The organism is Bradyrhizobium sp. Bra78 (assembly GCF_024519855.1).
Taxonomy (GTDB): domain Bacteria; phylum Pseudomonadota; class Alphaproteobacteria; order Rhizobiales; family Xanthobacteraceae; genus Bradyrhizobium; species Bradyrhizobium japonicum_G.
This window is the reverse complement of the sequence record NZ_JALJRE010000009.1, coordinates 169,889-194,660: the sequence shown is the minus strand read 5'-3', so window position 1 is coordinate 194,660 and position 24,772 is coordinate 169,889. Positions and strand designations below refer to the sequence as shown.

The following is a 24,772-nucleotide window of genomic DNA, read 5'->3' as shown; positions in this document are numbered from 1 at the left end:
CGAAAGCCCTTCGCGGTAAATACAGTCTCGCCGGCCAAGCTTCAACCTCGGATCGGGAGGCGTCAGCCCAACTTATTGAAGTTACTTTGGTTTACTTGCGCCGGGCAATTGCAGAGGCGCGCCCGGGCCGGGCTTGGCCGGGCTGCCGGATCCGCACTCGCTGCCGGCGCCCTGCGGCAGCAGTGCCTGCACCCGGCCGGTGTCGGATTCCACACGCGACACGCCCGTGGTCATGTCGACCGCCAGCCGGTCGCCGCGCAGCACGTTCTTGCACTGCGTCAGCACCACGCCGCCGAGCATGGTGATGAGGTTGGTCTTGGTGTCGAACACGGCGGTCTCGCCCGTCACCACCTGGTCCTTCTGGGTGACGACGACATTGCCGCGCGCTTCCAGCCGCTTGATCGAGGAACTGCCGCCCGGACCCGGCGTCGCCGACTGAATCGGCGCGGACTTCGCACCCTTGGCAGACGCAGGCTGCGGCGTGGCGGGCTTGTCGCCGCCGGACTCGTAAAACACCACCAGCGTCTTCGAGGTCATGGTGGTATCGCCCTGGATCACCTTCACATTGCCGGAGAAGGTCGCTTCCTTCTTCTTGTCGCGCATCTCGAGCGAGGCGGCTTCGATCTGGATCGGCTGGTCGCGGTTCTGCGAAAAACCCTGCATCGCGTTCGGCACGCCTTGCATCGTGCTCTGCGCGGTTGCCGCACCGGCCAGCACGACGCCGACGGCGAGCGCGGCGACGCTGCCGATGGCGCGCCGCTTGTTATCGTTGCGCGAGAAAAAAGGAGCCATGAAAATCACTTTGAATTGGCAGACTTGTTCTGGGGCGTACGCGTCTTCACCGGCGGCGCGGGCTCGGGCGGTGCAGGCTGAACGGCGGGGTCGTCCAGCTTGTCCAGGTGCATCACGACGTTGCCCTCGAAGCGAATGACGTCGCCGCCTTCCGTGATCCGCAGCCGATCGGCGGTCAGCGTGCCGTTGGTCAGCTTGACGTCGACATGCTCGTCCGAGGAGACCGTGCCCTTGCCCATGTCGACGAAGGCGGAGTTCAGCCGCGCCTCGTAGCCGGTCGAGGTGCGCAGGAAGATGTCCTTGTGCAGGTCGAGCTGCTGCTGCTTGTTGTCGAAGCGGCCGGTACGGGCGTCCAGGAACAGGGTGGATTGATCTTCCATCAGCACCTTGGCGCGCAGGTCGTGAAGATCGACGTGATCGGGATCGGTGATGTCCTGCGTTGCCGTCTTGGCCCAGAGCTCGTAGGGCCGCTGGTCCGGGGTGAAGCCGGCCATGTGCGGCGATTCCATCGTGATCTTGGTGCCTGACACCACCATGTTTCCGGAATCGAGCGGCAGTTTCGGCATCAGCATGCGGAACGGATTGAAGATCGAGACGCCGAGAATGGCGGCCAGGGACAACAGCACCGCGCCCGGCACGGCAATGCGCAGAATCCGCACCAGGCGGCTGTGGCGCGCCGCGCTGGCAAACTTCGCCGCAAGCGCGGCGTCGTAGGTGGGATTATGGGCCGAATTCACCTGGGCTCCTGAGGTGTCGCTCGCCGTGTCCGGTTGAAGGTCGCCCCATTGTAGCTGGCAACGCCCAAACATGCAGCCAGCGACAGGCCGTTACGAAAGTGTCCGAAACGGGGCGGCAACTCGCCTCAGCAGCCGGCCGAACCGCTCAGGAATGCGCAAAAATGTCCTCTTCGGCCCAGCCCTGGAGATCGAGCAAGGCGCGGGTCGGCAGGAAGTCGAAACAGGCCTTTGCCAGCGCGGCGCGGCCCTCGCGCACCAGCATGGCATCGAGCCGCTCGCGCAAGCCGTGCAGATGCAGCACGTCGGAGGCGGCGTAGGCGAGCTGCGGCTCGGTCAGGCTGTCGGCGCCCCAGTCGCTGGATTGCTGCTGCTTGGAGAGGTCGACATTGAGCACCTCGCGCACGAGGTCCTTGAGGCCGTGGCGGTCGGTATAGGTGCGGGTCAGGCGGGAGGCGATCTTGGTGCAGTAGATCGGCCCGGTCATGACGCCGAAGGTCTGGTACAGCACTGCGACGTCGAACCGCGCGAAGTGGAAGATTTTCGTGTTGGCGGGATTGGCCAGCAGGGCCTTCAAGTTCGGCGCATCGGTGTGGCCCTTGGGGATCTGCACCACGTCGGCGCTGCCGTCGCCGGGCGAGAGCTGCACCACGCAGAGCCGGTCGCGGTGCGGGTTCAGGCCCATGGTCTCGGTGTCGATCGCCACCGCTCCGGTGTAGCGGGAGAGGTCCGGCAGGTCGCCGCGATGCAGGCGTACGGTCATGGCGTTTCAAAACCTCGGGCGAATCGGTTGCGTCGGCACAATAGGCTAATTCGGATTGGCCGCGATGTACCCATTGCAGCCCGGCCGCGCAAGCACGGGCGTCCGCGACGGAGCGACCAGATCAAACGGGTGAAAAAAGCGACGACGTCGATCGCATCGCGCATGTCGCGGTGCGATCAAGACCTTACGATCAAGACCTTACGATCAAGACCTTACGATCAAGACCTTACGATCAAGACGTTGCGACCAAGACCTTACGACAAGACGTCGCGACACTGCGGCACACCGTGCGGAGCATCCCCCAAGGGGAGAATCGAACGGGAAACAGTGCCAAAGATGGTGCCCAGGAAAGGACTCGAACCTTCACGGCCGTTAAGCCACTGGCACCTGAAGCCAGCGCGTCTACCAATTCCACCACCTGGGCATGCCGGTTGGGCACGGAGGCGGTTACTACGGTTCAGTGACGCCGTTGTCAATTCATGCGTGCCCCGGGCTGGGGATGCGGATTGCGCATCGCAAACCGGCCCGATACAAGCCTGATAACACGCAGTCTTCCCGCAGGAATGGATCCCATGGCATCGAATCTGGAAACTCTCGTCACGGTTTTCGGCGGATCGGGGTTTTTGGGCCGGAATGTCGTCCGCGCGCTGTGCCGGCGCGACTATCGGGTCCGGGTCGCGGTGCGGCGGCCGGAACTAGCCGGATACCTCCAGCCCTCCGGCAAGGTCGGGCAGGTCCACACCGTCCAGGCCAACCTGCGCTATCCGGCCTCGGTCGAGGCGGCGCTGCGTGATTCGCATGTCGTGATCAACCTGGTCGGCATCCTCGCCGAGGGCGGCGCGCAGACGTTTGACGCGGTGCAGGCCAAGGGCGCCGAGGCCGTGGCCAAGGCCACCGCTGCGGCAGGTGCGCGCCTGGTGCACGTCTCGGCGATCGGCGCCGACGCGGAATCGCCCTCGCACTACGCCAGGGCCAAGGCGGCCGGCGAGGCCGCGGTGCTGGCCGCGGTGCCGTCGGCGACGATCTTCCGTCCCTCCGTGGTGTTCGGCCCCGAGGACCAGTTCACCAACCGCTTCGCGGCGCTGGCGCGGATGTCGCCGGTGCTGCCGCTGATCGGCGGGACGACCCGGATGCAGCCGGTCTATGTCGGCGACGTCGCCACCGCGATCGCCGATGCCGTCGACGGCAAGGCCAGGCCGGGCGCGACCTACGAGCTCGGCGGGCCGGAAGTCCTGACCATGCGCGAGATCATCGAAGCCATCCTGGAGATCACCGACCGCGAGCGGATGCTGGTGCCGCTGCCGTTCGGGCTCGCCCGCTTCAAGGCCAACTTCCTGCAATTCGCGCCGGGCGCGTTCAAGCTGACGCCTGACCAGGTCACGCTGCTCGAGCGCGACAATGTCGTGTCGGATGCGGCCAAGGCCGCCGGCCTGACGCTGGAAGGTCTCGGCATCACCGCCGATTCGATGGAAGCCATCGCCCCGCAATATCTCTGGCGCTTCCGCGCCGCCGGGCAATTCCAGCGCAAGAGCGCGTAGGGTCTCTTCGCCTCGCCGTTCGCGGGCGCGGCGGCCCGTTCGACCTCTAGCGGCCGAGCGCCAGCGCGATCAGGCCGAGCGTGCCGACGATGACGCGCCACCAGGCGAACACCACGAAGCCGTGGCGGGTGACGTAGGACAAAAACGTCTTCACCACGATGATCGCGGTAATGAACGACACCACGAAGCCGATCGCGACGACGCCGATGTGGTCCATCGTCATTTCGGAGCGGTTCTTGTAGAAATCGTAGGCGAACGCGCCGATCATGGTGGGGATGGCGAGGAAGAACGAGAACTCCGCCGCCGCGCGCTTGTCGGCACCCAGGAACATCGCCGCCACGATGCTGGCGCCGGAGCGCGACACGCCCGGGATCATCGCCACGCACTGCGCGATGCCGATATAGAGATACATCAGCAGCGGAAACCGGGTGGCGTCGTGCTCACGCGCCTTGAAATCGAGCCGATCGACCCAGAGCAGGATGGCGCCGCCGACGATCAGCGAGAAGCAGACCACCCATGGATTGAACAGCATGCTCTTGATGTATTTGCCGGCGACGAGACCGACGATGACAGCGGGCAGGAACGCCACCAGCACGCCGATCACGAAGCGGCGCGCATCGGCGTCGCCCGTGAACATGCCGATCGCGACGTCCCACAATTTCTTGAAGTACAACACGACGATCGCGAGGATCGCGCCGAGCTGGATCAGAACCGTAAACGAATCCCAGAACGCGCCCTCGCCGAGATGGAAGAAGCGCTCCGCAAGCAGCAGGTGACCGGTCGAGGACACGGGAAGGAACTCGGTCACACCCTCGATGATGCCGAGGATCACTGCCCGTATTGCATCTGACATATTTACGGTCCATTTCCGCTGGAAAAACGGGGCTCTTCTCGCCCATCCGCCTCTTTCCCGCAATCGCAAAATTCGGCATCGCACCCTTGCTTCGCGGTTTTGAAGGACTAGTGTGGCGCCGCACAAACATTGATGGATTCTTAAGCACCATCAAATAGTCAAAGGCTTCATGTTTACGCTGTTTCATCATCCGTTCTGTCCGCATTCGCGGTTCATCCGCCTGATCGCGGGAGAATACGGGCTCGACCTGAAGCTGGTTGAAGAGCGCAGTTGGGAGCGGCGCGAAGCCTTTCTGCTGCTCAATGCGGCGGGCGCGACGCCCGTGCTGGTGGACGACGAGCAGCCGCCTATCCCGGGCGCGGCGATCATCGCCGAATATGTCGACGAGTCCTATGGGCACGACATGGGCCCCAAGCGGCTGATGCCGGAAACGATCGGCGAGCGCGTCGAGGTGCGCCGGCTGATGGCCTGGTTCAACGAGAAGTTCTTCGAGGAAGTCTCACACCCGCTCGTCACCGAGCGCATCTACAAGCGCTTCATGAGCGAGGACAATGGCGGCGGCGCGCCCTCGGCCGACGTGATGCGCGCAGCGAAGGCAAACGTGCGCTATCATCTGGCCTATATCGGCTGGCTGGCGCAGACGCGTAACTTCCTCGCCGGCGACCGGCTCACCTACGCGGATCTCGCCGCCGCGGCGCATCTCTCGGCGATCGACTATCTGGGCGACGTGCCATGGAGCGAGGACGACGCAGCAAAGGCGTGGTACGCGCGGGTGAAATCCCGCCCGTCGTTCCGTCCGCTGCTGAGCGAATGGCTGGCGGGCGTGCCGGCATCGCGGACCTACGTGGACCTCGACTTCTGAACTCCGACCCGACTGAACTGAAGGCAGCGCTGGCCAACGAGGCACGCGCGCTCGGTTTCGACTGCATCGGCGTAACGGTACCAGGCACGATCGAAAGCGCCGGACAGCATTTCCTCGAATTCATCGCATCGGGCGGCCATGGCGACATGGACTGGCTCGCCGCGCAGCCGGAGCGCCGCGTCGATCCGCGCGGGCTGTGGCAGGACGTGCGCAGCGTCATCATGCTCGGCGTCAATTACGGCCCCGACCAGGATCCGCTCGCGATCCTGAAGCAGCGAACGCGCGCGGCGATCTCGGTCTATGCGCAGGGCGACGACTATCACGACCTCATCAAGAAGCGCCTGAAGGCGCTGGCGCGCTGGCTGGTCGCGGCCGCACCGTCCGAGGTGAAGGTGTTCGTCGACACCGCGGCGGTGATGGAGAAGCCGCTGGCGCAGACCGCGGGTCTCGGCTGGCAAGGCAAGCACACCAATCTGGTCTCGCGCGAGTTCGGCTCCTGGCTGTTTCTCGGCGCGATCTACACCACGCTGGAGCTGCCGCGCGACCCGGCCGAGATCGATCATTGCGGCTCGTGCCGGGCCTGTCTCGACATCTGCCCGACCGCGGCATTTCCCGCGCCCTACAAGCTCGATGCGCGGCGCTGCATCTCGTATCTCACCATCGAGAACAAGGGACCTATCCCGCGCGAATTCCGCAAGGCCATCGGCAACCGCATCTATGGCTGCGACGATTGCCTCGCCGCGTGTCCCTGGAACAAGTTCGCGCAGGAAGGCCGCGAGGCAAAGCTCGCCGCGCGCGAGGCATTGCGCGCGCCGGGTCTTGCCGAGCTCGCACGGCTCGACGACGCTTCGTTTCGTGCGCTGTTCACGAAGTCGCCGGTCAAGCGCATCGGCCGCGACCGCTTTCTGCGCAATGTGCTGATCGCGATCGGCAATTCCGGCGATGCGGCGCTGGCTGAGGAGGCGCGGCGATTGCTCGACGACGCGAGTCCGCTGGTGCGCTGCGCGGCGGTGTGGGCGCTGGCGCAGCTGCTGTCGCGCGATGAGTTCGAGGCGATCAAGTCTGCCGCGATGAACAGCGAGCGCGACGACGGCGTGCATGAGGAGTGGCGGGCAGCTTCCCGACCCTCATCCTGAGAAGCGTGCGTCTTCGCGCGGGTCTCGAAGGATGCGGGCCAAGCTGCAGCAGCGGGGCTCTCATGGTTCGCGACGCGCGTGCCGCGCGCCTCACCATGAGGGTTGAGCATCTTGATTTCCCCGCCGCTTCCTTCAAGCTCGCGGGCCATGACAAACATGCCTTTCTTCACCCGCGACGGCGATACATTCCATCCGACGGAAGTCGCCAACGGTCCCTGGGATCCGAAATCGCTGCACGGACGCGTCATCGTCGGCCTGCTCGGCTTCGCCATCGAGGAGCGCCATTCGGGCCCGGAATTGGTGCCGGCGCGGCTGACCGTCGACATGTTTCGGCTTCCCACCATCGACAAGCCGATCGAGGTGACGACGCGGCTGGTGCGCGACGGCTTGCGCATCCGCGTGGTGGAAGCGGAGTTCCTGTCCGGCGGCGTCAGCATGGCACGCGCCTCGTGCCAGCTGTTGCGGCGGACGCAGAATCCGGACGGCAACGTCTGGTCGCCGCCGAACTGGGACGTGCCGAAACCGGCCGACATCCCCAAGCCGACCGATCCGCGGCTCGGCATGAACGGCAAATGGGCGACACGGCCGATCGTCGGCCATATGGGCTCGCTGGGTCCGCGCCGGCTCTGGATGAGCGAGGTGCGCGAGCTGGTCGCGGGCGTGCCGATGACGCCCTTCGTCCATGTCGCTGTTGGAGCCGATTTCGCCAGCCCGTTTGCAAACGCCGGCGACAAGGGGCTCGGCTACATCAACAGCGACGTCACGATCTATCTGCACCGCCTGCCGGTGACGAACTGGATCGGCTTCGACGTGGTGAACCACCAGGCCACCGATGGCGTGGCGATCGGCGAATGCTGGCTCTACGACGAACAGGGCCCGATCGGCACCGCCACGGTCGCAGCCCTGGCGCAGCGCAAGCCGATGGCGAATCCGTCGAAGCGGTAGTGCAGCTAAAGCAGATGCCGCTTCATCTCCGGCCGCGCCTTCAGTTCCGCACCCTGCCTGGCGACGATCTTCGCGATTCTTTCAGGCGCGAACTTCAAATCGACGAACGCCGGCGCGGTGTTGGCGACCTCGTGATAGAAAGCGATCCTGCCGTCACGCAGCGTCATGATCGCGACACCCTCGAACATCGCCCGCGCGCCGTTCGCTTCCGGCAAGGTTGTTCTGTAGCTGAAGGTGTAGCGCGCATAGAGCGTGGTGCCGTCGGTGACGGGATCGTGCATGTCCCAGCGGAAATCGGTCGCCGTGCGATAGAACCAGTCGTCAATCAGCGCGGCGATCTTCTCGCGGCCTTCGAAGGCGCCGTAGAACACGTCGTGATAGACGCCGTCCTCGGTGAAGAGATCGGCAAAGGCACGGCCGTTGCGCTGCTCGACGGCATCGCAGAAGGCGCGCAGCATTTCGGCGCTGGTCATCGGCGTTTCTCCCGGCTTCGCGTTTGGAGACACTTCACCCGATCTCGGCGACCGCTGCAAGAATGCGCGCGATGTCCTGCGGGCGCGACAGCCGATGGTCGCCGTCCTGGATCATCGTCAGTACGACATCGTCGGCCGGCAGGCGATGGGTCAGCGCGAAGGCGTGCTGCCAGGGCACGTCCGGATCCTGTGCGCCTTGCAGGATGCGGACCGGGCAGCCGAGATCGATCGCGCTGCCGAGCAGCAGATGATTCCGCCCTTCCTCGATCAGTTTCCGCGTGATCGGATAGGGCGAGCCGTCGCCATAATCCGACGGCCGCATCCAGACGCCCTTGGTCTCGATCTCCTGCTTTACCGCGGGCGAAAAATTCTTCCACATCAGCTCCTCGGTGAAGTCGGGTGCCGGGGCGATCAGCACCAGGCCTGCGAGCGACGCCTTGGCTTGCGGTTTCTCTTGCCGCTTCCCGATCTCACGCGCGAGCAGCAGCGCCATCCAGCCGCCCATGGAGGAGCCGATCAGAACCTGCGGGCCGTCGCAGAAGCGTTCGACCACCGCGACGCTTTCCTCAAGCCAGCGCCCGATGGTGCCGTCGGCGAAATCGCCGCCGGATTCGCCGTGGCCGGAATAGTCGAACCGGACCACAGCGCGGCCCTGCGCCCGGGCCCAGTCGTCCAGCGCAACGGCCTTGCTGCCCTGCATGTCCGATTTGAACCCGCCGAGCCAGACCAGCCCGGGTCCTTGGCCAGATTGTTGGCCCGCGCGGCGGCGCACCGCGATCCTGCGCGCAGACTGGCCCTCGCCCACATCGATGAAGTCGAGCACGGCATCGGGAATTGCGTTGGTCATGGAACGTTTACTCTGGCTGTGCGGTTTGAGCTGCTCGGATCTGCTTTGCGGCGCATTGGACACCGGCATTGGCCCTTTGGGACGCTTGCGGAACAGAAGCAAGGTGTCTATGTGGTCAGCGTGCCCGGGCGTGGCCAAAATGCCTCGCATTTGAGGCTTTTTCGCCCCTCGCACGAGCGAATTGCTTGCCGGCAAACGTATCTTCCTGCAAGATAGCTGCCTCTTTCACAACTTTGGAGAACCACCCATTCGCCGTCCCAATAAAGCCCCGCCCGTTGCCGCCAAAGACGGGCCGCGCATCAATGACGATATTCGCAATGCGCAGATCCAGCTGATCGATCAGACCGGTGACAACAAAGGCACGGTCGAGACCGTCGCGGCTATCCGCATGGCCCAGGAAGCCGGCATGGATCTGGTCGAGATCTCGCCGAATGTCAGCCCTCCCGTCTGCAAGATCATGGACTACGGGAAGTACAAATATTCCGCGCAGAAAAAAGCCGCCGAAGCCCGCAAGCGGCAGAAGATCGTCGAGATCAAGGAGATCAAGCTCCGCCCGATGATCGACGACCACGATTACGAAGTTAAGATGCGCGCGATGCAGCGGTTCTTCGAAGAGGGTGACAAGGTCAAGATCACCCTGCGTTATCGCGGCCGCGAAATGGCGCACCAGGAGATCGGCACCAAGCTGCTCGACAAGATCAAGACCGACGTCGCCGAGCTCGCCAAGGTCGAGCAGGACGCGCGGTTCGAGGGCCGTCAGGTCGTCATGGTGCTGGCACCGCGCTGACACCGGCTCTTGAGGCCCCGGCTCTTTAGGCCAAGGAATTCAACGGCCCGTCCGGATCTCCGGCGGGCCGTTTTGTTTTGGGCGAGGTGCAAGCCGCAAGCGCCGCTGCAACCTCTCCCGCCTGCGGGAGAGGTTGCCGATCGCCATCTTGGCGGTCGCTTTCCTCACTAGTTCCGCGTCGCCTGCCAGGTGCCGCTGCAGCGATCGCCGGAGATGATTCCGTTCCAGGAGCCGGTCCCGGCGACGCCGGCGAGCCGGCCGCCGCCAGTGGCGTGGGACGCCCCGACGGAAACCTGGACCGCGACGGCGCCGCCGCGATTGACCTTGCCGGAGACCCGGCCTCCGCCGGCGGACGAGACCCGGCTGCCGGTGACGGTGAAGGGGACGCTGTAGCCGGAGCTGCAATTTCCGCGCGTGGTGGCGAAGGTGACGTTCCAGACGCCGTCATATCCGCCGAGGCGGGCATCTGCGGTCGAGGGAAACGCAGCCACGGCGAGCACGGCCAACAGCGCCAGGCGGCGCGGACGAGCGACATCGGTCAAAGACGAAAGCATTCGGGAAAAAGGGGCCATTTGGGTCCTGCTCCGGGCGACAAGGCTTGGACATGAGGTCGCGATTCCGGATAGTCGCCGGGCAGGTTGCGCCGGTTCATCGTTGCCAATCGGCCTGTCCTCTGGCATAAGCCCAGCCTTCATCGCCCGGCTGATTAAGGGCTGCCGTGGCGGTGTTCCGTGCGGGTTTTGCGCTAGTTCGCAAAAACCTGAGCACAATCAACGCTCTAATAGAGCATTTTGACGGCCCAGCCGCCTTCGCGGGCGGATTTCTGTGGCCATTAGGAGAGCCAAATGCCCAAGCTGAAGACCAAATCGGGCGCAAAAAAGCGCTTCAAGGTGACTGCCACCGGCAAAGTGATGTTCGCCCATCGCAGCAAGCGTCACGGCATGATCAAGCGGACGAAGAAGCAGATCCGTCAGCTGCGCGGCACGGCCGTGCTGTTCAAGACCGACGGCGACAACGTCAAGAAGTACTTCTTGCCGAACGCCTGATCGCGTCCACGATCATTGCCGCCAGCGCCGCAGCTTTCGCGGCGATCCCAAAACTAAGTCATCTTTCGAAGGATATTTGTCATGTCTCGCGTCAAACGCGGTGTGACCGCCCACGCCAAGCACAAGAAAGTCTACAAGGCCGCCAAGGGTTTCCGCGGCCGCCGCAAGAACACCATCCGCACCGCCAAGCCGGCGGTCGAGAAGGCTCTGGTTTACGCCTTCCGCGATCGCAAGCGCAAGAAGCGGACGTTCCGCGCGCTCTGGATCCAGCGCATCAATGCCGCCGTCCGTCCGTTCGGCCTGACCTACAGCCGATTTATCGACGGCATGGCCAAGTCCGGCATCACCGTGGACCGCAAGGTGCTATCGGATCTCGCGATCAGCGAGCCCGCGGCGTTCCAGGCGATCGCCGAGAAGGCCAAGGCCGCGCTGGCCGCCTGAGGCTTGCGCTAGCGGGCCTTCTGGCCCGCAGCCTTCAGCGCGCGTTGCGAGTAACGCTGGGCGACCTCCGCCCGGCAGAATGCAGTGAACGAGAGATACATGGTGCCGGACTTGTTCCGGTACTTGCCGTCGCACACGCGCATCTCGCGTTGGTAGGCCTGTGCCTGCGCGGCGTTGAGGCCGGGCTTGAAGTCCGCCTCGCATTTCTTCTCGACGGCGGCACCGAGTTCGACGTCGCCGCTCGCGGTCAATTCGCAATCCTTGAAGACCTTCATCGCGCTTTCGCAGCTCTTCTGGGCACTGATGGCGTCGGCGACCTCGTCCAGAGTCATGGATTTGTCCATGCAGACCATGGCGCGCGCAGGCGTCCCGGCGACGGATAGAACGACGGCGAGAGCGGCAAGAAGAACTTCAAGGCAGGATTTCGAAAGCATCGCGGAAGTCTCCTCGTTTCCCCCTTGGTGCCGGGCCCCCGCGTGAGGTTCAACCCAGCCGTTCTTCAGCCCGAAATGACCGGCTTTTTGCTTGACGTTACGGCCTTCGGGCGGCGACAACCCAGCCGAATTTGGCAGCAAGGATTTGACTGTGTCCGACCTCGCAACGCTCGAAACATCCATCCTCGACCAGATCGCCGCCGCCGGCGATGAAGCCGCCCTCGAAGCGGTGCGCGTCGCAGCCCTCGGCAAGAAGGGTTCGATCTCGGCGCTCCTAGCCACGCTCGGCAAGATGTCGCCGGACGAGCGCAAGACGCAGGGCGCTGCGATCAACCAGGCCAAGGACAAGGTCACCGAGGCGCTCACCACGCGGCGCGACGTGCTCAAGTCCGCAGCGCTCGATGCGCGGCTCGCTTCCGAAACCATCGACGTCACCCTGCCGCTGCGCGATGCGCCGACTGAGGCCGGCCGCATCCACCCGCTGAGCCAGGTCTGGGACGAGCTCACCACGATCTTCGCCGACATGGGATTCTCGGTCGCCGAAGGCCCCGACATCGAGACGGACGACTACAACTTCACCAAGCTGAATTTCCCGGAAGGCCATCCCGCGCGCGAGATGCACGACACCTTCTTCTTCCATCCGAAGGAGGACGGCTCGCGCATGCTGCTCCGCACCCACACCTCGCCGGTGCAGGTGCGCACCATGCTGAGCCAGAAGCCGCCAATCCGCGTGATCTGCCCGGGCCGCACCTACCGCATCGATTCGGATGCGACCCACACGCCGCAATTCCACCAGGTCGAAGGCCTCGTCATAGACAAGCACTCGCATCTCGGCCACCTCAAATGGATCCTGCACGAGTTCTGCAAGGCGTTCTTCGAGGTCGACCACATCAACATGCGCTTCCGTCCCTCGTTCTTCCCGTTCACCGAACCGTCGCTCGAAGTCGACATCCAGTGCCGCCGCGACAAGGGCGAGATCCGCTTCGGCGAGGGCGAGGACTGGCTCGAGATTCTCGGCTGCGGCATGGTGCATCCGAACGTGCTGCGCGCCTGCGGCATCGATCCCGACGAATACCAGGGCTTTGCCTGGGGCATGGGCATCGACCGCATCGCCATGCTGAAATACGGCATCGCCGATCTGCGCCAACTGTTCGACAGCGACGTCCGCTGGCTGTCCCATTACGGCTTCAAGCCGCTCGAAGTGCCCACGCTCGCGGGAGGGCTGAGCTCGTGATGGCTGCGCCCGGACACACGAAGGCTCTCTCCGTTCCCTCCCCCCTTGTGGGGGAGGGTCAGGGAGGGGGGTAGCCGCGGATGCCGCACGCAGTTGTAAGCGAACGTCAACGCCGCCGGGCGAAGCAGCTTCGCCAGGCGATGACGCGCGCCGAAACACTGCTGTGGCGATATTTGAAAGCCAATCGCATGGACGGTGTCGGCATCCGACGCCAGGCGCCGGTCGGAAATTACATCGCTGACTTCGTTTGTTTCTCCTCAAAGCTCGTCATCGAGGTCGATGGTGAATCTCACGATTTCGAAGAGCGTCAGAAGATGGACCAGCGTCGCGATGCATTCTTCGCAGCCGAGGGCTTTCGCGTTCTTCGTTTCACCAATGAGCAGGTGATGTCGAACCTGGAAGGCGTTGTTGAGGCCATCCGCCAAGCAGCTTCCGCCGGAGCCCGCGGCTCACCCCCCCCCCTGACCCTCCCCCACAAGGGGGGAGGGAACACTGACACCGACCAAAGCAATTCCACCGACAAGAGCCGAGGCAGACAGCCATGAAATTCACCCTCTCCTGGCTGAAGGATCATCTCGAGACCGACGAGCCGCTGGACAGGCTCGCCGAGAAGCTCACCATGATCGGGCTCGAGGTCGAGAACATCGAGGACAAGGCGACGGCGCTGAAGCCTTTCACCATCGCGAAGGTGATCTCGGCCGAGCAGCATCCGAATGCGGATCGCCTGCGCGTCTGCATGGTGGACACCGGGAACGGTGCCGCACCGGTGCAGGTCGTGTGCGGCGCGCCGAATGCGCGTGCGGGACTGGTCAGCGTGTTCTCAGCCCCCGGCACCTACATTCCCGGCAAGGACATCACGCTCGGTGTCGGCACCATCCGCGGCGTCGAGAGCCGCGGCATGCTGTGCTCGGCGGCCGAGCTGCAGATCTCCAACGACCATGACGGCATCATGGAATTGCCGGCGGACGCGCCGATCGGCGCTGCTTACGCCGAATGGGCCGCGCTCGGCGATCCCGTGGTCGAGATCAATCTGACGCCGAACCGGCAGGATTGCACCGGCGTGCACGGCATCGCGCGCGATCTTGCCGCCGCCGACATGGGCAAGTTCAAGGACCCGACCATCAAGCCGATCAAGGGCGAATTCCCCTGCCCCGTGAAGGTCACGGTCGAGGACGCGACGCTCTGTCCGGGCTTCGCGCTTCGCCTCGTGCGCGGCGTCAAGAACGGGCCGTCGCCGGAATGGCTGCAGAAGCGGCTGACCGCGATCGGGCTGCGCCCGATCAACGCGCTGGTCGACATCACCAACTTCATGACCTACGACCGTGCGCGGCCGCTGCACGTGTTCGACGCCAGGAAGGTCAAGGGCAATCTCGTGGTGCGCCGCGCCCGCGACGGCGAGACGCTGCTGGCGCTCGACGGCCGCAGCTACAATCTCGATCCAGCTACTTGCGTGATCGCGGACGAGCACGGCGTCGAATCGCTCGCCGGCATCATGGGCGGCGAGGCCTCGGGCTGCGACGAGGCCACCACCGACGTGCTGATCGAATCGGCGCTGTGGAACGAGATCAACATCGCCCAGACCGGGCGCAAGCTCGGCATCAATTCGGATGCACGCTACCGCTTCGAGCGCGGCGTCGATCCGGCCTTCATGGTGCCCGGGCTGGAGCTCGCCACGAAACTCGTGATGGAAATGTGCGGCGGCACGCCGTCGGAGAACGTCGTGGTCGGCAAAGCCTTTGGCGATGACCGCGTGATCGATTTCCCGGTGACGGAAGTTAAGCGCCTCTCCGGGATCGAGGTCCCGCAGCCGGAGATGAAGCGCATCCTGACCCATCTCGGCTTCATGATGGCGGGCCCGGGTCCGGTGGTGAAGGTCGCGGTGCCGTCCTGGCGCACCGACGTGCACGGCAAGGCCGACATCGTCGAGGAAGTCGTCCGCATCTATGGCGTCGACAAGGTGCCGATGACGCCGTTCGAGCGCGGCGAGGACGCCCGGAAATCCGTGCTGACCCCGCTTCAGCTCCGCACCCGCCGCGCCAAGCGCGCGCTGGCGGGCCGCGGCATCGTCGAAGCGGTGACTTGGTCGTTCATCACGAAAGCTGCGGCAAAGCTGTTCGGAGGCGGCCAGCGCGAGCTCGAAGTCGCCAACCCGATCGCGGCGGATCTCTCCGACATGCGCCCTACCCTGCTGGCGGGCCTGATCGCCGCGGCGCAGGCCAATGCCGATCGCGGCTTTGGCGATGTCGCGCTGTTCGAGGTCGGCCAGATCTTCAAGGGCGATCGGCCGCAGGATCAGTTCATGGCGGCAAGCGGCGTGCGTCGCGGCTTTGCGTCGTCCGAGGGTCTCGGCCGGCACTGGTCGGGCTCGGCGCAGGCTGACGTCTTCGATGCCAAGGCGGACGCGCTCGCTGTGCTGGCCGCGGCCGGCGCGCCGATGCAGGCGCTGCAGATCATCGCCGGCGGTCCGGCCTGGCTGCACCCGGGCCGCTCCGGCACGATCCAGATCGGGCCGCAGAACGTGCTCGGCCATTTCGGCGAGATGCATCCGCGCGCGCTCGAGGCGCTCGGCGCCGACGGCCCGCTGATGGTGTTCGAGGTAATCCTCGACCGCGTGCCCGAAGCAAAGAAGAAGCCGACCCGCGCCAAGCCCGTGATCGAGCTGTCGGCATTCCAGCCGGTGTCGCGCGACTTCGCCTTCATTGTCGACCGCACCGTGAAGGCCGGCGACATCGTGCGCGCAGCCCAGGGCGTCGACAAGAAGCTGATCACCGGCGTCAACGTGTTCGACGTCTACGAAGGCAAGGGCATCGATGACGACAAGAAGTCGATCGCGATCGCAGTGACGATCCAGCCGCGCGAGAAGACCCTGACCGACCAGGAGATCGAGGCCGTCGCCGCGAAGATCGTGGCCGAGGTCACGAAGAAGACCGGCGGCACGTTGAGAGCATGATGCCGAAAAGTGCGAAGCGGTTTTCGGACGACATCATGCTCCAGAAACCGAGAGCATGACCCTCACTGACTTTCTTCCCAAGGACGTCAGCCTCACCATTGCGATGGCGCTCTGCGCCGTCGCTTTCGTTTCGGGCACCGCGCGCGGCTTCTCCGGCTTCGGCTCGGCGCTGATCTTCATGCCGCTGGCGAGCAGCATCGCGGCACCGCGTCTCGTCGCCGCCCTGCTGCTCGTGATCGATTTCGTCGCGGCCGCGCCGATGCTGCCCGATGCCTGGCGCAAGGCCGACCGCAAGGCCACCGCCGTGATCGTGCTGGGCGCGCTGGTCGGCGTCCCCGTCGGCACCTATTTCCTCAGCGTGCTCGAGCCCGTCACCACGCGCTGGATCATCTCCTGCTTCGTCGCCGCGCTGCTGCTTCTGCTGCTGTCGGGCTGGCGTTATCGCGGCAAGGACCACGCCTGGCTCTCGGTCGGCATCGGCGGCCTCTCCGGCTTCTGCAGTGGTCTCGCGCAGACCGGCGGCCCGCCGATCGTCGGCTATTGGCTCGGCCGTCCCATCGCCCCGATCGTCGCGCGCGCCAACATCGTGCTGTTCTTCGGCGCCTCGGATCTGTTCTCGATGATCAGCTACGCGACGACCGGGCTGATCAGCCGCGAATCGCTGGTGCTCTCGCTCATCGTCGGCCCGGTCTATGCCGTCGGCGTCGCGTTCGGCGCATCGCTGTTCGGCCGCGCCAGCGAAAAGGTGTTTCGCGGGATTTGCTACGCGCTGATCGCGACGGCGGTGATCGCGGGGCTGCCGGTGCTGGATGGCGTCTTGCGCTAGTTGGCCTGCCGCCGCGGCGCGCGCCGCTTCTTCGTCGACTGCGTCGGGACATCGGCCGGCTCGTCCTTGAGTGCGCCGATCTTGCGCAAGGCCGCATCCGCGGCGCGCTCGCCGCTGTCCCAGGCGCCGTCGACGGTGCCCCACAATGTCTCGTGCGTGGCTTCGCCGGCGAGGAACAGATTGCCGATCGGCTCGCTCAGGATTCTGCGCGAAAGCTGCCCGCCGGGTGCGGACGCCGACATTGCGCCCATCGCGAAGGGCGAGGCATTCCAGCGCGTCGCGCTGGCCTTCTGCACGGCAGCGGCGACTTCGCTGCCGAACAGTTTCGTGATCCATTCCCTGGCGAAGGCCGTCATCGCCTTTTCGCCCTGCTCGGAAAGATCGCGGCCGAACGAGCCGCCGACATCGATCGAGCACAGCGAGGAGCCGCCGATATTGGCGAACATCAGCGCCGTGCGTGTCGAATTGCTCTGCTCGATGAGGATGTCGTCGCGCGCGAGGCCGAGCGGATTGCCCGGCAGTTGCAGCACGATGTGATCGTAGCTGCCGAGGCTGAGCTTCGCGGCGGCATCGAGCGTGCGCTTGGGAATGTCAGGCCCGAACTTGATCGCGCCCGATGTCAGCACATTTGTCGAGACCGTGATGATGGCGGCGCGCGCGGCGATCTTGCCGGCTTGCGTCTCGACGCTGACATCGCGATTGCTCCAGGCGATTCGGCTTGCCGGCGTCGCCAGTGCGACCGGCACCTGCTCGCCGAGCCTGGCGATCAGCGTGCCGAGGCCCTGGCGACAGGCGATCGCGGCATTGCGGTCCTGGGCACGCGCCTTGTCGATCGCAGAAAACTCCTTAAGGTCCTTGCCGGCGAAGCTCGCACCCAGCATGAACTCGGCCGCGCCGGCCCAGTCGCCGAGATCCTTCGGCAGCACCGAGGCGCAGGCGGTGTCGAGCTTGCCGCGCGCGGCCTCGTCGATCGCGCGGTTGGCACGTACCAGCGCCGCCAGAAATTCCTCGGTCTCGCCGGCGCGCGCGTTGCGGCGGCCGATGCGCATCTTCTGGCCCGACGGCGCGGGCAGCACGTCGAGCCCAGCACTGCGGGCCAGCCGGATCATCGGATTGGTGTCGGGATTGTGCATCCAGCGTGCACCGCGATCGAACGGCGTGTCGAAGGTCGTGGTGTCGGTGATGCAGCGCCCGCCGATCTGGCCTGCGGCTTCCACCACCACGACCTTGCGGTTGGCCGCCATGATGCGCCGCGCTGCGGCAATTCCGGCTGCGCCCGCGCCGATCACGACGATGTCAGCCTCGCGCGGCAGGGGTGCGGCGGTTGCGCGCAGGACCGGCATCGCAACAAGGCCCGCCGACGCCGATAGGAAGCTGCGGCGCGTGATTGTCATGTCATGGTTTCCGGGGACTTGCGGCGAACGGGAACAGCCAGAGAACCTTGCCGTATCTGATGTTGCGCGGCAACCATCATGGTGAATCAATCGTGCTTGATCTCACAGAGCGATGAACCGAATTGCAACACGTTCCGACCATGATAGAGAAGGGAAAAAGGTGGCCGGAAAAGGCCGCGGGGGGAGTTTGAAATGGGGACGGTCCTGGATTCAGTCGGCAAGCTGATTGCCGCGTACCTCTCGAAGGAGGTGCCGGGCTACGAGCCGTTCACGCCGAGCGACCCGGAGCACCTGCGCGGCGTCATCGAACCCGGCGACGTGCTGCTGGTCGAGGGCAACAACCGCATCTCCGGCATCATCAAATATCTGACGCAGTCGACATGGTCGCATGGCGCGCTCTATGTCGGCCCGATCGAGGGGGCGCAGGAACCCGACGGCGAGCCGCACGTGCTGATCGAGGCCAATATCGGCGAAGGCGTCACCTCCGCGCCGCTGTCGAAATATTTTCCCTATCACACCCGCGTTTGCCGTCCGGTCGGTCTGTCCTACGAGGACCGCACCACCGTCTGCCGCTATGCGATCAACCGCATCGGCTTCGGCTACGACACCAAGAACATCGTCGATCTCATGCGCTTCCTGTTTCCGCTGCCGATCCCGCAGCGCTGGCGGCGCCGCATGATCGCGATCGGCTCGGGTGATCCCACCAAGATCATCTGCTCGGCGCTGATCGCGCAGGCGTTCGACGCCGTGCGCTATCCGATCCTGCCGAAGATCACCAAGGCCGGCAGCCGCGCGGCCCGCCGCGAGATCCTGCACATCCGCGATTCCTCGCTCTACATGCCCCGCGACTTCGACATCTCGCCCTATTTCGAAGTCGTCAAACCCACCATCGTGCACGGCTTCGACTACACAGCCCTGCACTGGGCCGACAAGCAAAAGCCGCTCGAGGAGGTAGCAGGCTCATTCGGGGTGTTTCCAGAAGCGATCAGTGCGCCGCCGCTCGTTCCTGAAGCGGTTGACGAGGCGGCGCAAGATGAAATTCCGGCTGAGGAAGTAATGAGCGAAGCGGCGGCGGAGATGGCCGTCGCTTTCTCCGAGCATTTTGTGCTGCTCACCGAACTCGCGATCTACCGCGCGCGGGGACGGGCGCAGGAGATGGCGGCATAGCCGTCCTCGCTCCACCGTCGACAATGACGGCAACCTACCGCTCCGCCCGACCGATCACCGCCATCAGCTCCGCGATCTTCTCGCGCTGATCGGCCTTGTCGCCGCTCGATATCGCGTGCTCGACGCAATGGGCGACGTGGTCCTTCAAGACCTCTTCCTCGACCCGGCGCAGCGCGGCGCGCACCGCCGAGATCTGTGTCACGATGTCGATGCAGTAGCGGTCCTCCTCGACCATTTTCGAGAGGCCGCGAACCTGCCCTTCGATCCGGCCGAGACGTTTTCCGACAGATGCCTTGATGTCCTTGCGCATGCCGCCTATATACCCCCCTAGGGTATAAATTGCAAGGCTGGAGCGAGGCAATGAACGACACCGAGCACGGGCACCATCACCAGTCGGAAACACCTTCCGGATGCGGCTGCTCCGCCAAGCCTGTTCCACCCGCCGACAAGCCCGCGGCTTCCTCCTGCTGCGGCGGGCACGGCGATCATGCCGGCCACGGCGCCGCTGCCGCAAAAGTCCGCGATCCCGTCTGCGGCATGACGGTCGATCCTTCGACCTCGAAGCACCGGTTCGAGCATCACGGCGAGACCTTCCATTTCTGCTCGGCCGGTTGCCGCACCAAATTCGCCGCCGATCCCGCCAAGTACCTCGCCAAGGACAAGGCGAGCGAGCCCGAGATGCCCGCGGGCACGATCTACACCTGCCCGATGCATCCGCAGATTCGCCAGGTCGGACCCGGAAGCTGCCCGATCTGCGGCATGGCGCTGGAGCCGGAGGTGGCGAGCCTGGAGACCGGCCCCAACCCGGAGCTTGCCGACATGACGCGGCGGCTCTGGATCGGCGGCACGCTGGCGCTGCCGGCCGTGGTGCTGGAGATGGGCGGCCATCTCGCGGGTCCGCACAACTGGATCGACCAGACCCTCTCCAACTGGATCCAGCTGGTCTTCGCCACGCCCGTGGTGCTGTGGGCCGGCTGGCCGTTCTTCGTCCGCGGCTGGCAGTCGCTGCTGACGCGCAACCTCAACATGTTCACGCTGATCGCGATGGGCACCGGCGTCGCCTACGTCTACAGCCTGATCGGCACGCTCGCGCCGCAGATCTTTCCTGCCAATTTCCGCGCCCATGAGGGTGCGGTCGCCGTTTATTTCGAAGCGGCCGCCGTCATCACCGTGCTGGTGTTGCTCGGACAGGTGCTGGAGCTTCGCGCCCGCGATGCGACCTCGGGCGCGATCAGGGCGCTGCTCCAGCTCGCGCCGAAGACCGCACGCCGCGTCGATGCCGACGGTGGCGAGCATGAGGTCGAGATCGAGACGCTCCACGCCGGCGATCGTCTGCGCATTCGTCCGGGCGAGAAGGTGCCGGTCGACGGCACCATCCTGGAGGGGCGCTCCTCGCTCGACGAGTCGCTCGTGACGGGCGAATCCATGCCGGTCACCAAGGAGAGCGGCGCAAAAGTCATCGCCGGCACGCTCAACCAGTCGGGCGGCTTCATCATGCGCGCCGACAAGGTCGGACGCGAGACGCTGCTGTCGCAGATCGTGCAGATGGTCGCGGACGCGCAGCGCTCACGCGCGCCGATCCAGCGGCTGGCCGATCAGGTCGCCGGCTGGTTCGTGCCGACCGTCATTGCCGTTGCCATCGCGGCCTTTGCGGCCTGGGCCTGGTTCGGCCCGGAACCGCGGCTCGCCTTCGGTCTCGTCGCCGCCGTCAGCGTTCTGATCATCGCCTGCCCCTGCGCGCTTGGCCTTGCGACCCCGATGTCGATCATGGTCGGGGTCGGCCGCGGCGCGCAGGCGGGCGTGCTGATCAAGAACGCCGAGGCGCTGGAGCGGATGGAGAAGATCGACACGCTGGTCGTCGACAAGACCGGCACCCTGACCGAGGGCAAGCCCAAGGTCGTCGCGATCCTGCCTTCGGCCGGATTTGCGGAAGATGACATCCTCCGCATGGCTGCCAGCATCGAGCGCGCCAGCGAGCATCCCATGGCCGACGCCATCGTGCGCGCGGCAAAGGAGAAGCAGCTCGCCCTTGGCGAAGTCGAGCAGTTCGATTCGCCGACCGGCAAGGGCGCGACCGGCAAGGTCGACGGCAAAACCATCGTGCTCGGCAATGCGCGATATCTGACATCGATCGGCATCGATACCAAAGCGCTCGACGCCGAGGCCGAGCGCCTGCGCGGCGACGGCGCCACGGTGATCAACATGGCCGTCGACGGCCGGCTCGCCGGCCTGTTCGCGATCGCCGATCCCGTCAAGGCTTCGACGCCGGAGGCGCTGAAGGCATTAGCTGCCGAAGGCATCAAGGTCATCATGCTGACCGGCGACAATCGAACCACGGCGGAAGCGGTGGCGCGCCGGCTTGGCATCGCCGAGGTCGAAGCCGAGGTGCTGCCGGACCAGAAGAGCGCGGTGGTGACAAGGCTGCAAAAGGCCGGCCGCATCGTCGCGATGGCCGGAGACGGCGTCAACGACGCCCCGGCGCTGGCCGCGGCCGAAGTCGGCATCGCCATGGGCACCGGCACCGACGTGGCGATGGAGAGCGCGGGCGTCACCCTGCTGAAGGGCGACCTCATTGGCATCGTGCGCGCGCGAAAACTGTCGCAGGCGACGATGAGCAATATCCGGCAAAATCTGTTCTTCGCCTTCATCTACAACGCGGCCGGCATTCCGATCGCCGCCGGTATCCTCTATCCGTCGTTCGGCATCCTGCTGTCGCCGATCATCGCCGCAGCAGCGATGGCGCTGTCCTCGGTCAGCGTGGTCGGAAATGCGCTGAGGCTGCGCGCGACGCGGCTGTGAGGGTCGCAAAATCCGTGTAAAACAGCTCCATTCGGCGTACGCGGAGAAGACCTGATGCAGCGGATTACGATCACGATCGAGGACGATCTCCTGGCGGAGATCGACGCGGCGGCCGAAGCGCGCGGCTACCAGAACCGCTCCGAGATCATCCGCGATCTCGCCCGCGCCGGCCTGCAGCAGAGCAGTGAGGATACCGCGCAGACCGGTTCTTGCGTCGCCGGCCTCGTCTATGTCTACGACCACGCCGCGCGCGATCTGTCGAAACGACTGGTGCAGGAATTCCACGGCCACCACGACCTCGCGCTGGCAACGCTGCACGTTCATCTCGACGACAACAATTGCATGGAGATGACCGCCCTGCGCGGCGACGCCGGCGAGGTCAAGCATTTCGCCGACCACATCATCGCCGAACGCGGCGTGCGCTACGGGCGCGTGGTGATGATCCCGACGGGGGATGGCAAGCAGGCGAAGGTGCGCAAGCACGGGCATCGGCATGAGTAGGTCGAACTGACAGCACGGTCCACTTCCCCTCTCCCCTGCTTGCGGGAGAAGAGAAGAAAACCTCACGCCGCCTTCGCCGCGGTCCCGCCCGGCAGGCCCGCCCGCGCGATGCCGCCGTACAGCGCCTCGTTCGGCATTTCCTCGCGCAGGATCCTGCGCACCGCGATCAGCTTCTCGAGATCGATGCCCGTCGCAAAACCCTTGCTCTCGCAGAGGAACACCAGGTCCTCGAACACGACGTTGCCGGTTGCGCCGGGCGCGAAGGGGCAGCCGCCGAGGCCGCCGAGCGAGCCGTCGAGGATACGGACGCCTTCGTCGAGCGCGGCCGCCGCATTCGCAATGCCCATGCCGCGGGTGTCGTGGAGATGGATGCAGATCGGCTTTGGTCCCGCGAGCTTAACCGCAGCGCGCGTCAGCTCGGCCACCTGTTTCGGCCCGGCATAGCCGACGGTATCGGCGATCGCGACGAAGTCGACGCCGGCCTCAAGGCATTTGTCGACCAGGCGAAGCACCTCTGCAGGATCAACCGCGCCGGTGATGGAACAGCCGAGCGCCATCGAGATCGCGGCATTCACCAGCGGCTTGTGGGAGCTCGCATCGCGCATGTCGCAGAGACGTTTCACATTGGCGATCGCGGATTCGCGCGAGCGGTGCGCATTGGCCTGGCTGTGCTCTTCCGTGGCCGAGACCACCGAGGCGATCTCGCCGACGCCGGATTGCAGCGCCTCGTTCACCCCGCGCTCGTTCAGGGCGAGCGCGATGCCATGCGCGCCGGGCAATGCCGCGACGGTCGCGACGACGTCGCGGACATCGACGAATTGCGGAAAGGTCTTTGCCGGCAGGAACGATCCGACCTCGAAATGCCGCACGCCGGCGGCATATTCCTCGCGGACCCAGCGCTGCTTGGCGCCTGTCGGCGGAATTTTCTTCACGAGCTGGAGCCCGTCGCGCAGACCCACTTCGCGCAGGCTGACGCGGTCTGCGGGGTAGATCTCCTGAATCCGGCTCATGCGCGCCTCCCTGTTTTTGACGTGACGTCTTGATCGTCGATCTCGGCGCGAACCGTCGCGGTGTCGGCGCCGAGCGGCGCGACCTTCAGGCCTTCGCCGATGTTGCGGCCGTTCCACTCGATCGGCAGCGCCGGCACCCGGAACGGTTTGCCGTCGGCGGTGACATTGTTGACGAGCCCGCCCGGCCGCAGCACATGGGGATCGGCAAAGAGATCCTCGGGCCGATTGATCGGCGAGAAGCAGATGTTGAGCGCATCGAGCTTCTCGGACAGCTTCGTCACGTCCCACTGCCTCACCACCTCTGCGGCGCGCGGAATGATCCGCCCGCGCGCGAGGATGCGATCGGTCGTGGTGCGCAAGGCGGGATCATCGAGAAACTCGGCCAGGCCAAATTCGCGGCAAAAGCTCCGCCAATGGCCTTCGGTGACGACGCCGATGAAGATGCGCTCGCCGCCGGCGGTCTCGAAGATGTCGTAGATCGGCCAGGCGTGCTCGCGCTCCGGCATCGAGCGCGGCTTGTTGCCGGTCATCTCGTATTCGACCATGTGCTGGGCGACCAGGAACAGGCAGTTCTCGAACAGGCCGATGCGGATGTCGGCGCCGTCACGTTTGCCTCCGCGCTTCTGGTAGAGCGCCGCGAGGATCGCGATCACGCCGAACATGCCGCCCATGATGTCATTGGCGGACGAGCCGACGCGCTGCGGTTTTTCCTTGGTGCCGGTCATGGCCGCGAGTCCCGACATCATCTGCACGACCTCGTCTAGCGCAGGGCGATGCTCGTAGGGGCCGGACAGGAAACCCTTGTGGCCGGCGATGATCAGATGCGGATGAAGGCGGCGCAATTCGTCCGCGCCAAGTCCCTGCTTCTCGAGCTGGCCGTCGCGGAAATTCTCCAGGAACACATCGGCGCTCGCGAGCAGCCGGTGCATGGTGTCGCGATCATCCGGCTGCTCGAAATCCAGCACCACGCTGCGCTTGCCGCGGTTGAACAGCGGAAAGAACGCGGTGCCCATGCCGCCAAGGGAGCGGGTCTTGTCGCCCGCGGGCGGCTCGACCTTGATCACCTCCGCGCCCAATTGGGCGAGGATCATACCGCAGGTCGGGCCCATGACCATGTGGGTCATCTCGACGACGCGCACGCCTGCAAGCGGCAGTCCGGTCTCGGCCATGCGTGTCTCCCTGTTCGTCCATCCCAAAGACTAGGCCTTCACAAGCCATCTGAAAAATATAATCTATCGAA

General features: G+C 65.3%; 26 protein-coding genes and 1 tRNA gene. 14 read left to right on the top strand and 13 right to left on the bottom strand.

The window, feature by feature from the left end; genetic code table 11:
• Positions 1–81 precede the first annotated feature (81 nt).
• From OC450_RS21200 to OC450_RS21185, 4 genes are all read right to left on the bottom strand, one after another.
• Entirely contained in the window at positions 82–792 is a 711-nt protein-coding gene (locus OC450_RS21200) for an LptA/OstA family protein (protein ID WP_211383846.1), read from the bottom strand.
• A 5-nt stretch (positions 793–797) separates the two neighbouring features.
• The gene (gene lptC, locus OC450_RS21195) at positions 798–1,529 is read right to left on the bottom strand and encodes an LPS export ABC transporter periplasmic protein LptC (RefSeq protein WP_211383845.1); all 732 of its coding nucleotides are present in this window, start codon (positions 1,527–1,529) and stop codon (positions 798–800) included.
• A gap of 145 nt (positions 1,530–1,674) precedes the next feature.
• Entirely contained in the window at positions 1,675–2,289 is a 615-nt protein-coding gene (locus tag OC450_RS21190; protein WP_211383844.1) for a ribonuclease D, read from the bottom strand.
• Between the two features lie 337 nt (positions 2,290–2,626).
• A tRNA-Leu gene (locus OC450_RS21185) sits at positions 2,627–2,713 on the bottom strand.
• A gap of 148 nt (positions 2,714–2,861) precedes the next feature.
• Between OC450_RS21185 and OC450_RS21180 the strand changes: the two genes are divergently transcribed.
• Positions 2,862–3,827, top strand: a complete 966-nt coding sequence (locus OC450_RS21180) for a complex I NDUFA9 subunit family protein (protein WP_256807574.1) — start codon at positions 2,862–2,864, stop codon at positions 3,825–3,827.
• A gap of 46 nt (positions 3,828–3,873) precedes the next feature.
• On the opposite strand, the gene OC450_RS21175 is transcribed toward OC450_RS21180, so the two are convergent.
• Positions 3,874–4,680: an undecaprenyl-diphosphate phosphatase gene (locus OC450_RS21175; RefSeq protein ID WP_211383842.1), complete on the bottom strand. Its 807-nt coding sequence runs from the start codon at positions 4,678–4,680 to the stop codon at positions 3,874–3,876.
• A gap of 169 nt (positions 4,681–4,849) precedes the next feature.
• Between OC450_RS21175 and OC450_RS21170 the strand changes: the two genes are divergently transcribed.
• The 3 genes from OC450_RS21170 to OC450_RS21160 all read left to right on the top strand — a co-directional run bounded on the left by OC450_RS21170 (position 4,850) and on the right by OC450_RS21160 (position 7,623).
• Positions 4,850–5,542, top strand: a complete 693-nt coding sequence (locus OC450_RS21170; RefSeq protein WP_211383841.1) for a glutathione S-transferase family protein — start codon at positions 4,850–4,852, stop codon at positions 5,540–5,542.
• Complete coding sequence (gene queG / locus OC450_RS21165) at positions 5,491–6,678, top strand: tRNA epoxyqueuosine(34) reductase QueG (RefSeq protein WP_256807570.1); 1,188 nt, start codon at positions 5,491–5,493, stop codon at positions 6,676–6,678. Before OC450_RS21170 ends, queG begins: the two co-directional genes overlap by 52 nt.
• 147 nt (positions 6,679–6,825) lie before the next feature.
• On the top strand, positions 6,826–7,623 hold the full coding sequence (locus OC450_RS21160; RefSeq protein ID WP_262048578.1) for a thioesterase family protein: 798 nt from the start codon (positions 6,826–6,828) through the stop codon (positions 7,621–7,623).
• A gap of 5 nt (positions 7,624–7,628) precedes the next feature.
• Here the strand turns inward: OC450_RS21160 and OC450_RS21155 are convergent, their stop codons facing one another.
• Positions 7,629–8,096 carry a nuclear transport factor 2 family protein gene (locus tag OC450_RS21155; RefSeq protein ID WP_262048577.1) on the bottom strand — a complete coding sequence of 156 codons (468 nt, stop codon included), beginning with the start codon at positions 8,094–8,096 and terminating at the stop codon, positions 7,629–7,631.
• Positions 8,097–8,130: 34 nt separating this feature from the next.
• Positions 8,131–8,943 carry an alpha/beta hydrolase gene (locus OC450_RS21150; RefSeq protein WP_262048576.1) on the bottom strand — a complete coding sequence of 271 codons (813 nt, stop codon included), beginning with the start codon at positions 8,941–8,943 and terminating at the stop codon, positions 8,131–8,133.
• A 247-nt stretch (positions 8,944–9,190) separates the two neighbouring features.
• On the opposite strand from OC450_RS21150, the gene infC reads away from it, so the two are divergent.
• Positions 9,191–9,730 carry a translation initiation factor IF-3 gene (gene infC / locus OC450_RS21145; RefSeq protein ID WP_211384211.1) on the top strand — a complete coding sequence of 180 codons (540 nt, stop codon included), beginning with the start codon at positions 9,191–9,193 and terminating at the stop codon, positions 9,728–9,730.
• A gap of 167 nt (positions 9,731–9,897) precedes the next feature.
• Here the strand turns inward: infC and OC450_RS21140 are convergent, their stop codons facing one another.
• Entirely contained in the window at positions 9,898–10,302 is a 405-nt protein-coding gene (locus OC450_RS21140; protein WP_256807565.1) for a hypothetical protein, read from the bottom strand.
• 273 nt (positions 10,303–10,575) lie between these two features.
• Between OC450_RS21140 and rpmI the strand changes: the two genes are divergently transcribed.
• Positions 10,576–10,776, top strand: a complete 201-nt coding sequence (rpmI, locus tag OC450_RS21135; protein ID WP_007598540.1) for a 50S ribosomal protein L35 — start codon at positions 10,576–10,578, stop codon at positions 10,774–10,776.
• An 81-nt stretch (positions 10,777–10,857) separates the two neighbouring features.
• Positions 10,858–11,217: a 50S ribosomal protein L20 gene (gene rplT, locus OC450_RS21130; protein ID WP_211383835.1), complete on the top strand. Its 360-nt coding sequence runs from the start codon at positions 10,858–10,860 to the stop codon at positions 11,215–11,217.
• Positions 11,218–11,225: 8 nt separating this feature from the next.
• On the opposite strand, the gene OC450_RS21125 is transcribed toward rplT, so the two are convergent.
• Entirely contained in the window at positions 11,226–11,651 is a 426-nt protein-coding gene (locus tag OC450_RS21125) for a hypothetical protein (protein ID WP_262048575.1), read from the bottom strand.
• Positions 11,652–11,802: 151 nt separating this feature from the next.
• Here OC450_RS21125 and pheS point away from each other — a divergent pair, with 151 nt between their 5' ends.
• From pheS to OC450_RS21105, 4 genes are all read left to right on the top strand, one after another.
• Positions 11,803–12,885: a phenylalanine--tRNA ligase subunit alpha gene (gene pheS, locus OC450_RS21120; RefSeq protein WP_211383833.1), complete on the top strand. Its 1,083-nt coding sequence runs from the start codon at positions 11,803–11,805 to the stop codon at positions 12,883–12,885.
• 80 nt (positions 12,886–12,965) lie between these two features.
• The gene (locus OC450_RS21115) at positions 12,966–13,430 is read left to right on the top strand and encodes an endonuclease domain-containing protein (RefSeq protein ID WP_262048574.1); all 465 of its coding nucleotides are present in this window, start codon (positions 12,966–12,968) and stop codon (positions 13,428–13,430) included.
• A complete protein-coding gene (pheT, locus tag OC450_RS21110) occupies positions 13,427–15,835 on the top strand; it encodes a phenylalanine--tRNA ligase subunit beta (protein ID WP_262048573.1) in 2,409 nt (802 codons plus the stop codon). The genes OC450_RS21115 and pheT overlap by 4 nt, the downstream gene beginning before the upstream one ends.
• Before the next feature lie 55 nt (positions 15,836–15,890).
• The gene (locus OC450_RS21105; protein ID WP_211383830.1) at positions 15,891–16,661 is read left to right on the top strand and encodes a sulfite exporter TauE/SafE family protein; all 771 of its coding nucleotides are present in this window, start codon (positions 15,891–15,893) and stop codon (positions 16,659–16,661) included.
• Here the strand turns inward: OC450_RS21105 and OC450_RS21100 are convergent.
• Entirely contained in the window at positions 16,658–18,055 is a 1,398-nt protein-coding gene (locus tag OC450_RS21100) for a flavin monoamine oxidase family protein (protein WP_211383829.1), read from the bottom strand. The two genes, OC450_RS21105 and OC450_RS21100, sit on opposite strands and share 4 nt — an antisense overlap.
• 192 nt (positions 18,056–18,247) lie before the next feature.
• Between OC450_RS21100 and OC450_RS21095 the strand changes: the two genes are divergently transcribed.
• A complete protein-coding gene (locus OC450_RS21095) occupies positions 18,248–19,222 on the top strand; it encodes a YiiX/YebB-like N1pC/P60 family cysteine hydrolase (protein WP_256807561.1) in 975 nt (324 codons plus the stop codon).
• A gap of 34 nt (positions 19,223–19,256) precedes the next feature.
• Here the strand turns inward: OC450_RS21095 and OC450_RS21090 are convergent, their stop codons facing one another.
• Positions 19,257–19,532 (bottom strand): metal-sensitive transcriptional regulator, encoded by a 276-nt coding sequence (locus OC450_RS21090; protein ID WP_063685637.1) that lies wholly within the window; start codon positions 19,530–19,532, stop codon positions 19,257–19,259.
• 50 nt (positions 19,533–19,582) lie between these two features.
• Here OC450_RS21090 and OC450_RS21085 point away from each other — a divergent pair, with 50 nt between their 5' ends.
• Positions 19,583–22,021 (top strand): heavy metal translocating P-type ATPase, encoded by a 2,439-nt coding sequence (locus OC450_RS21085; RefSeq protein WP_262048572.1) that lies wholly within the window; start codon positions 19,583–19,585, stop codon positions 22,019–22,021.
• Between the two features lie 54 nt (positions 22,022–22,075).
• Positions 22,076–22,522 (top strand): nickel-responsive transcriptional regulator NikR, encoded by a 447-nt coding sequence (gene nikR, locus OC450_RS21080; protein ID WP_256807557.1) that lies wholly within the window; start codon positions 22,076–22,078, stop codon positions 22,520–22,522.
• Positions 22,523–22,584: 62 nt separating this feature from the next.
• Here the strand turns inward: nikR and OC450_RS21075 are convergent, their stop codons facing one another.
• Complete coding sequence (locus OC450_RS21075) at positions 22,585–23,532, bottom strand: hydroxymethylglutaryl-CoA lyase (RefSeq protein ID WP_211383825.1); 948 nt, start codon at positions 23,530–23,532, stop codon at positions 22,585–22,587.
• Positions 23,529–24,701 carry a CaiB/BaiF CoA transferase family protein gene (locus OC450_RS21070; protein ID WP_211383824.1) on the bottom strand — a complete coding sequence of 391 codons (1,173 nt, stop codon included), beginning with the start codon at positions 24,699–24,701 and terminating at the stop codon, positions 23,529–23,531. The genes OC450_RS21075 and OC450_RS21070 overlap by 4 nt, the downstream gene beginning before the upstream one ends.
• Positions 24,702–24,772 lie beyond the last annotated feature (71 nt).

Excerpts from the sequence above, each read along its gene's own strand:
- rplT (WP_211383835.1), top strand. The coding sequence starts at position 10,858 with ATGTCTCGCGTCAAACGCGGTGTGACCGCCCACGCCAAGCACAAGAAA.
- queG (WP_256807570.1), top strand. The coding sequence starts at position 5,491 with ATGGCTGGCGGGCGTGCCGGCATCGCGGACCTACGTGGACCTCGACTT.
- OC450_RS21155 (WP_262048577.1), bottom strand. The coding sequence starts at position 8,096 with ATGACCAGCGCCGAAATGCTGCGCGCCTTCTGCGATGCCGTCGAGCAG.
- OC450_RS21140 (WP_256807565.1), bottom strand. The coding sequence starts at position 10,302 with ATGGCCCCTTTTTCCCGAATGCTTTCGTCTTTGACCGATGTCGCTCGT.
- OC450_RS21070 (WP_211383824.1), bottom strand. The coding sequence starts at position 24,701 with ATGGCCGAGACCGGACTGCCGCTTGCAGGCGTGCGCGTCGTCGAGATG.
- OC450_RS21095 (WP_256807561.1), top strand. The coding sequence starts at position 18,248 with ATGGGGACGGTCCTGGATTCAGTCGGCAAGCTGATTGCCGCGTACCTC.
- OC450_RS21075 (WP_211383825.1), bottom strand. The coding sequence starts at position 23,532 with ATGAGCCGGATTCAGGAGATCTACCCCGCAGACCGCGTCAGCCTGCGC.
- OC450_RS21100 (WP_211383829.1), bottom strand. The coding sequence starts at position 18,055 with ATGACAATCACGCGCCGCAGCTTCCTATCGGCGTCGGCGGGCCTTGTT.
- OC450_RS21085 (WP_262048572.1), top strand. The coding sequence starts at position 19,583 with ATGAACGACACCGAGCACGGGCACCATCACCAGTCGGAAACACCTTCC.
- OC450_RS21190 (WP_211383844.1), bottom strand. The coding sequence starts at position 2,289 with ATGACCGTACGCCTGCATCGCGGCGACCTGCCGGACCTCTCCCGCTAC.
- OC450_RS21150 (WP_262048576.1), bottom strand. The coding sequence starts at position 8,943 with ATGACCAACGCAATTCCCGATGCCGTGCTCGACTTCATCGATGTGGGC.
- OC450_RS21160 (WP_262048578.1), top strand. The coding sequence starts at position 6,826 with ATGACAAACATGCCTTTCTTCACCCGCGACGGCGATACATTCCATCCG.
- OC450_RS21200 (WP_211383846.1), bottom strand. The coding sequence starts at position 792 with ATGGCTCCTTTTTTCTCGCGCAACGATAACAAGCGGCGCGCCATCGGC.
- OC450_RS21090 (WP_063685637.1), bottom strand. The coding sequence starts at position 19,532 with ATGCGCAAGGACATCAAGGCATCTGTCGGAAAACGTCTCGGCCGGATC.
- pheT (WP_262048573.1), top strand. The coding sequence starts at position 13,427 with ATGAAATTCACCCTCTCCTGGCTGAAGGATCATCTCGAGACCGACGAG.
- OC450_RS21175 (WP_211383842.1), bottom strand. The coding sequence starts at position 4,680 with ATGTCAGATGCAATACGGGCAGTGATCCTCGGCATCATCGAGGGTGTG.
- OC450_RS21170 (WP_211383841.1), top strand. The coding sequence starts at position 4,850 with ATGTTTACGCTGTTTCATCATCCGTTCTGTCCGCATTCGCGGTTCATC.
- rpmI (WP_007598540.1), top strand. The coding sequence starts at position 10,576 with ATGCCCAAGCTGAAGACCAAATCGGGCGCAAAAAAGCGCTTCAAGGTG.
- OC450_RS21105 (WP_211383830.1), top strand. The coding sequence starts at position 15,891 with ATGACCCTCACTGACTTTCTTCCCAAGGACGTCAGCCTCACCATTGCG.
- OC450_RS21180 (WP_256807574.1), top strand. The coding sequence starts at position 2,862 with ATGGCATCGAATCTGGAAACTCTCGTCACGGTTTTCGGCGGATCGGGG.
- nikR (WP_256807557.1), top strand. The coding sequence starts at position 22,076 with ATGCAGCGGATTACGATCACGATCGAGGACGATCTCCTGGCGGAGATC.
- OC450_RS21125 (WP_262048575.1), bottom strand. The coding sequence starts at position 11,651 with ATGCTTTCGAAATCCTGCCTTGAAGTTCTTCTTGCCGCTCTCGCCGTC.
- OC450_RS21115 (WP_262048574.1), top strand. The coding sequence starts at position 12,966 with ATGCCGCACGCAGTTGTAAGCGAACGTCAACGCCGCCGGGCGAAGCAG.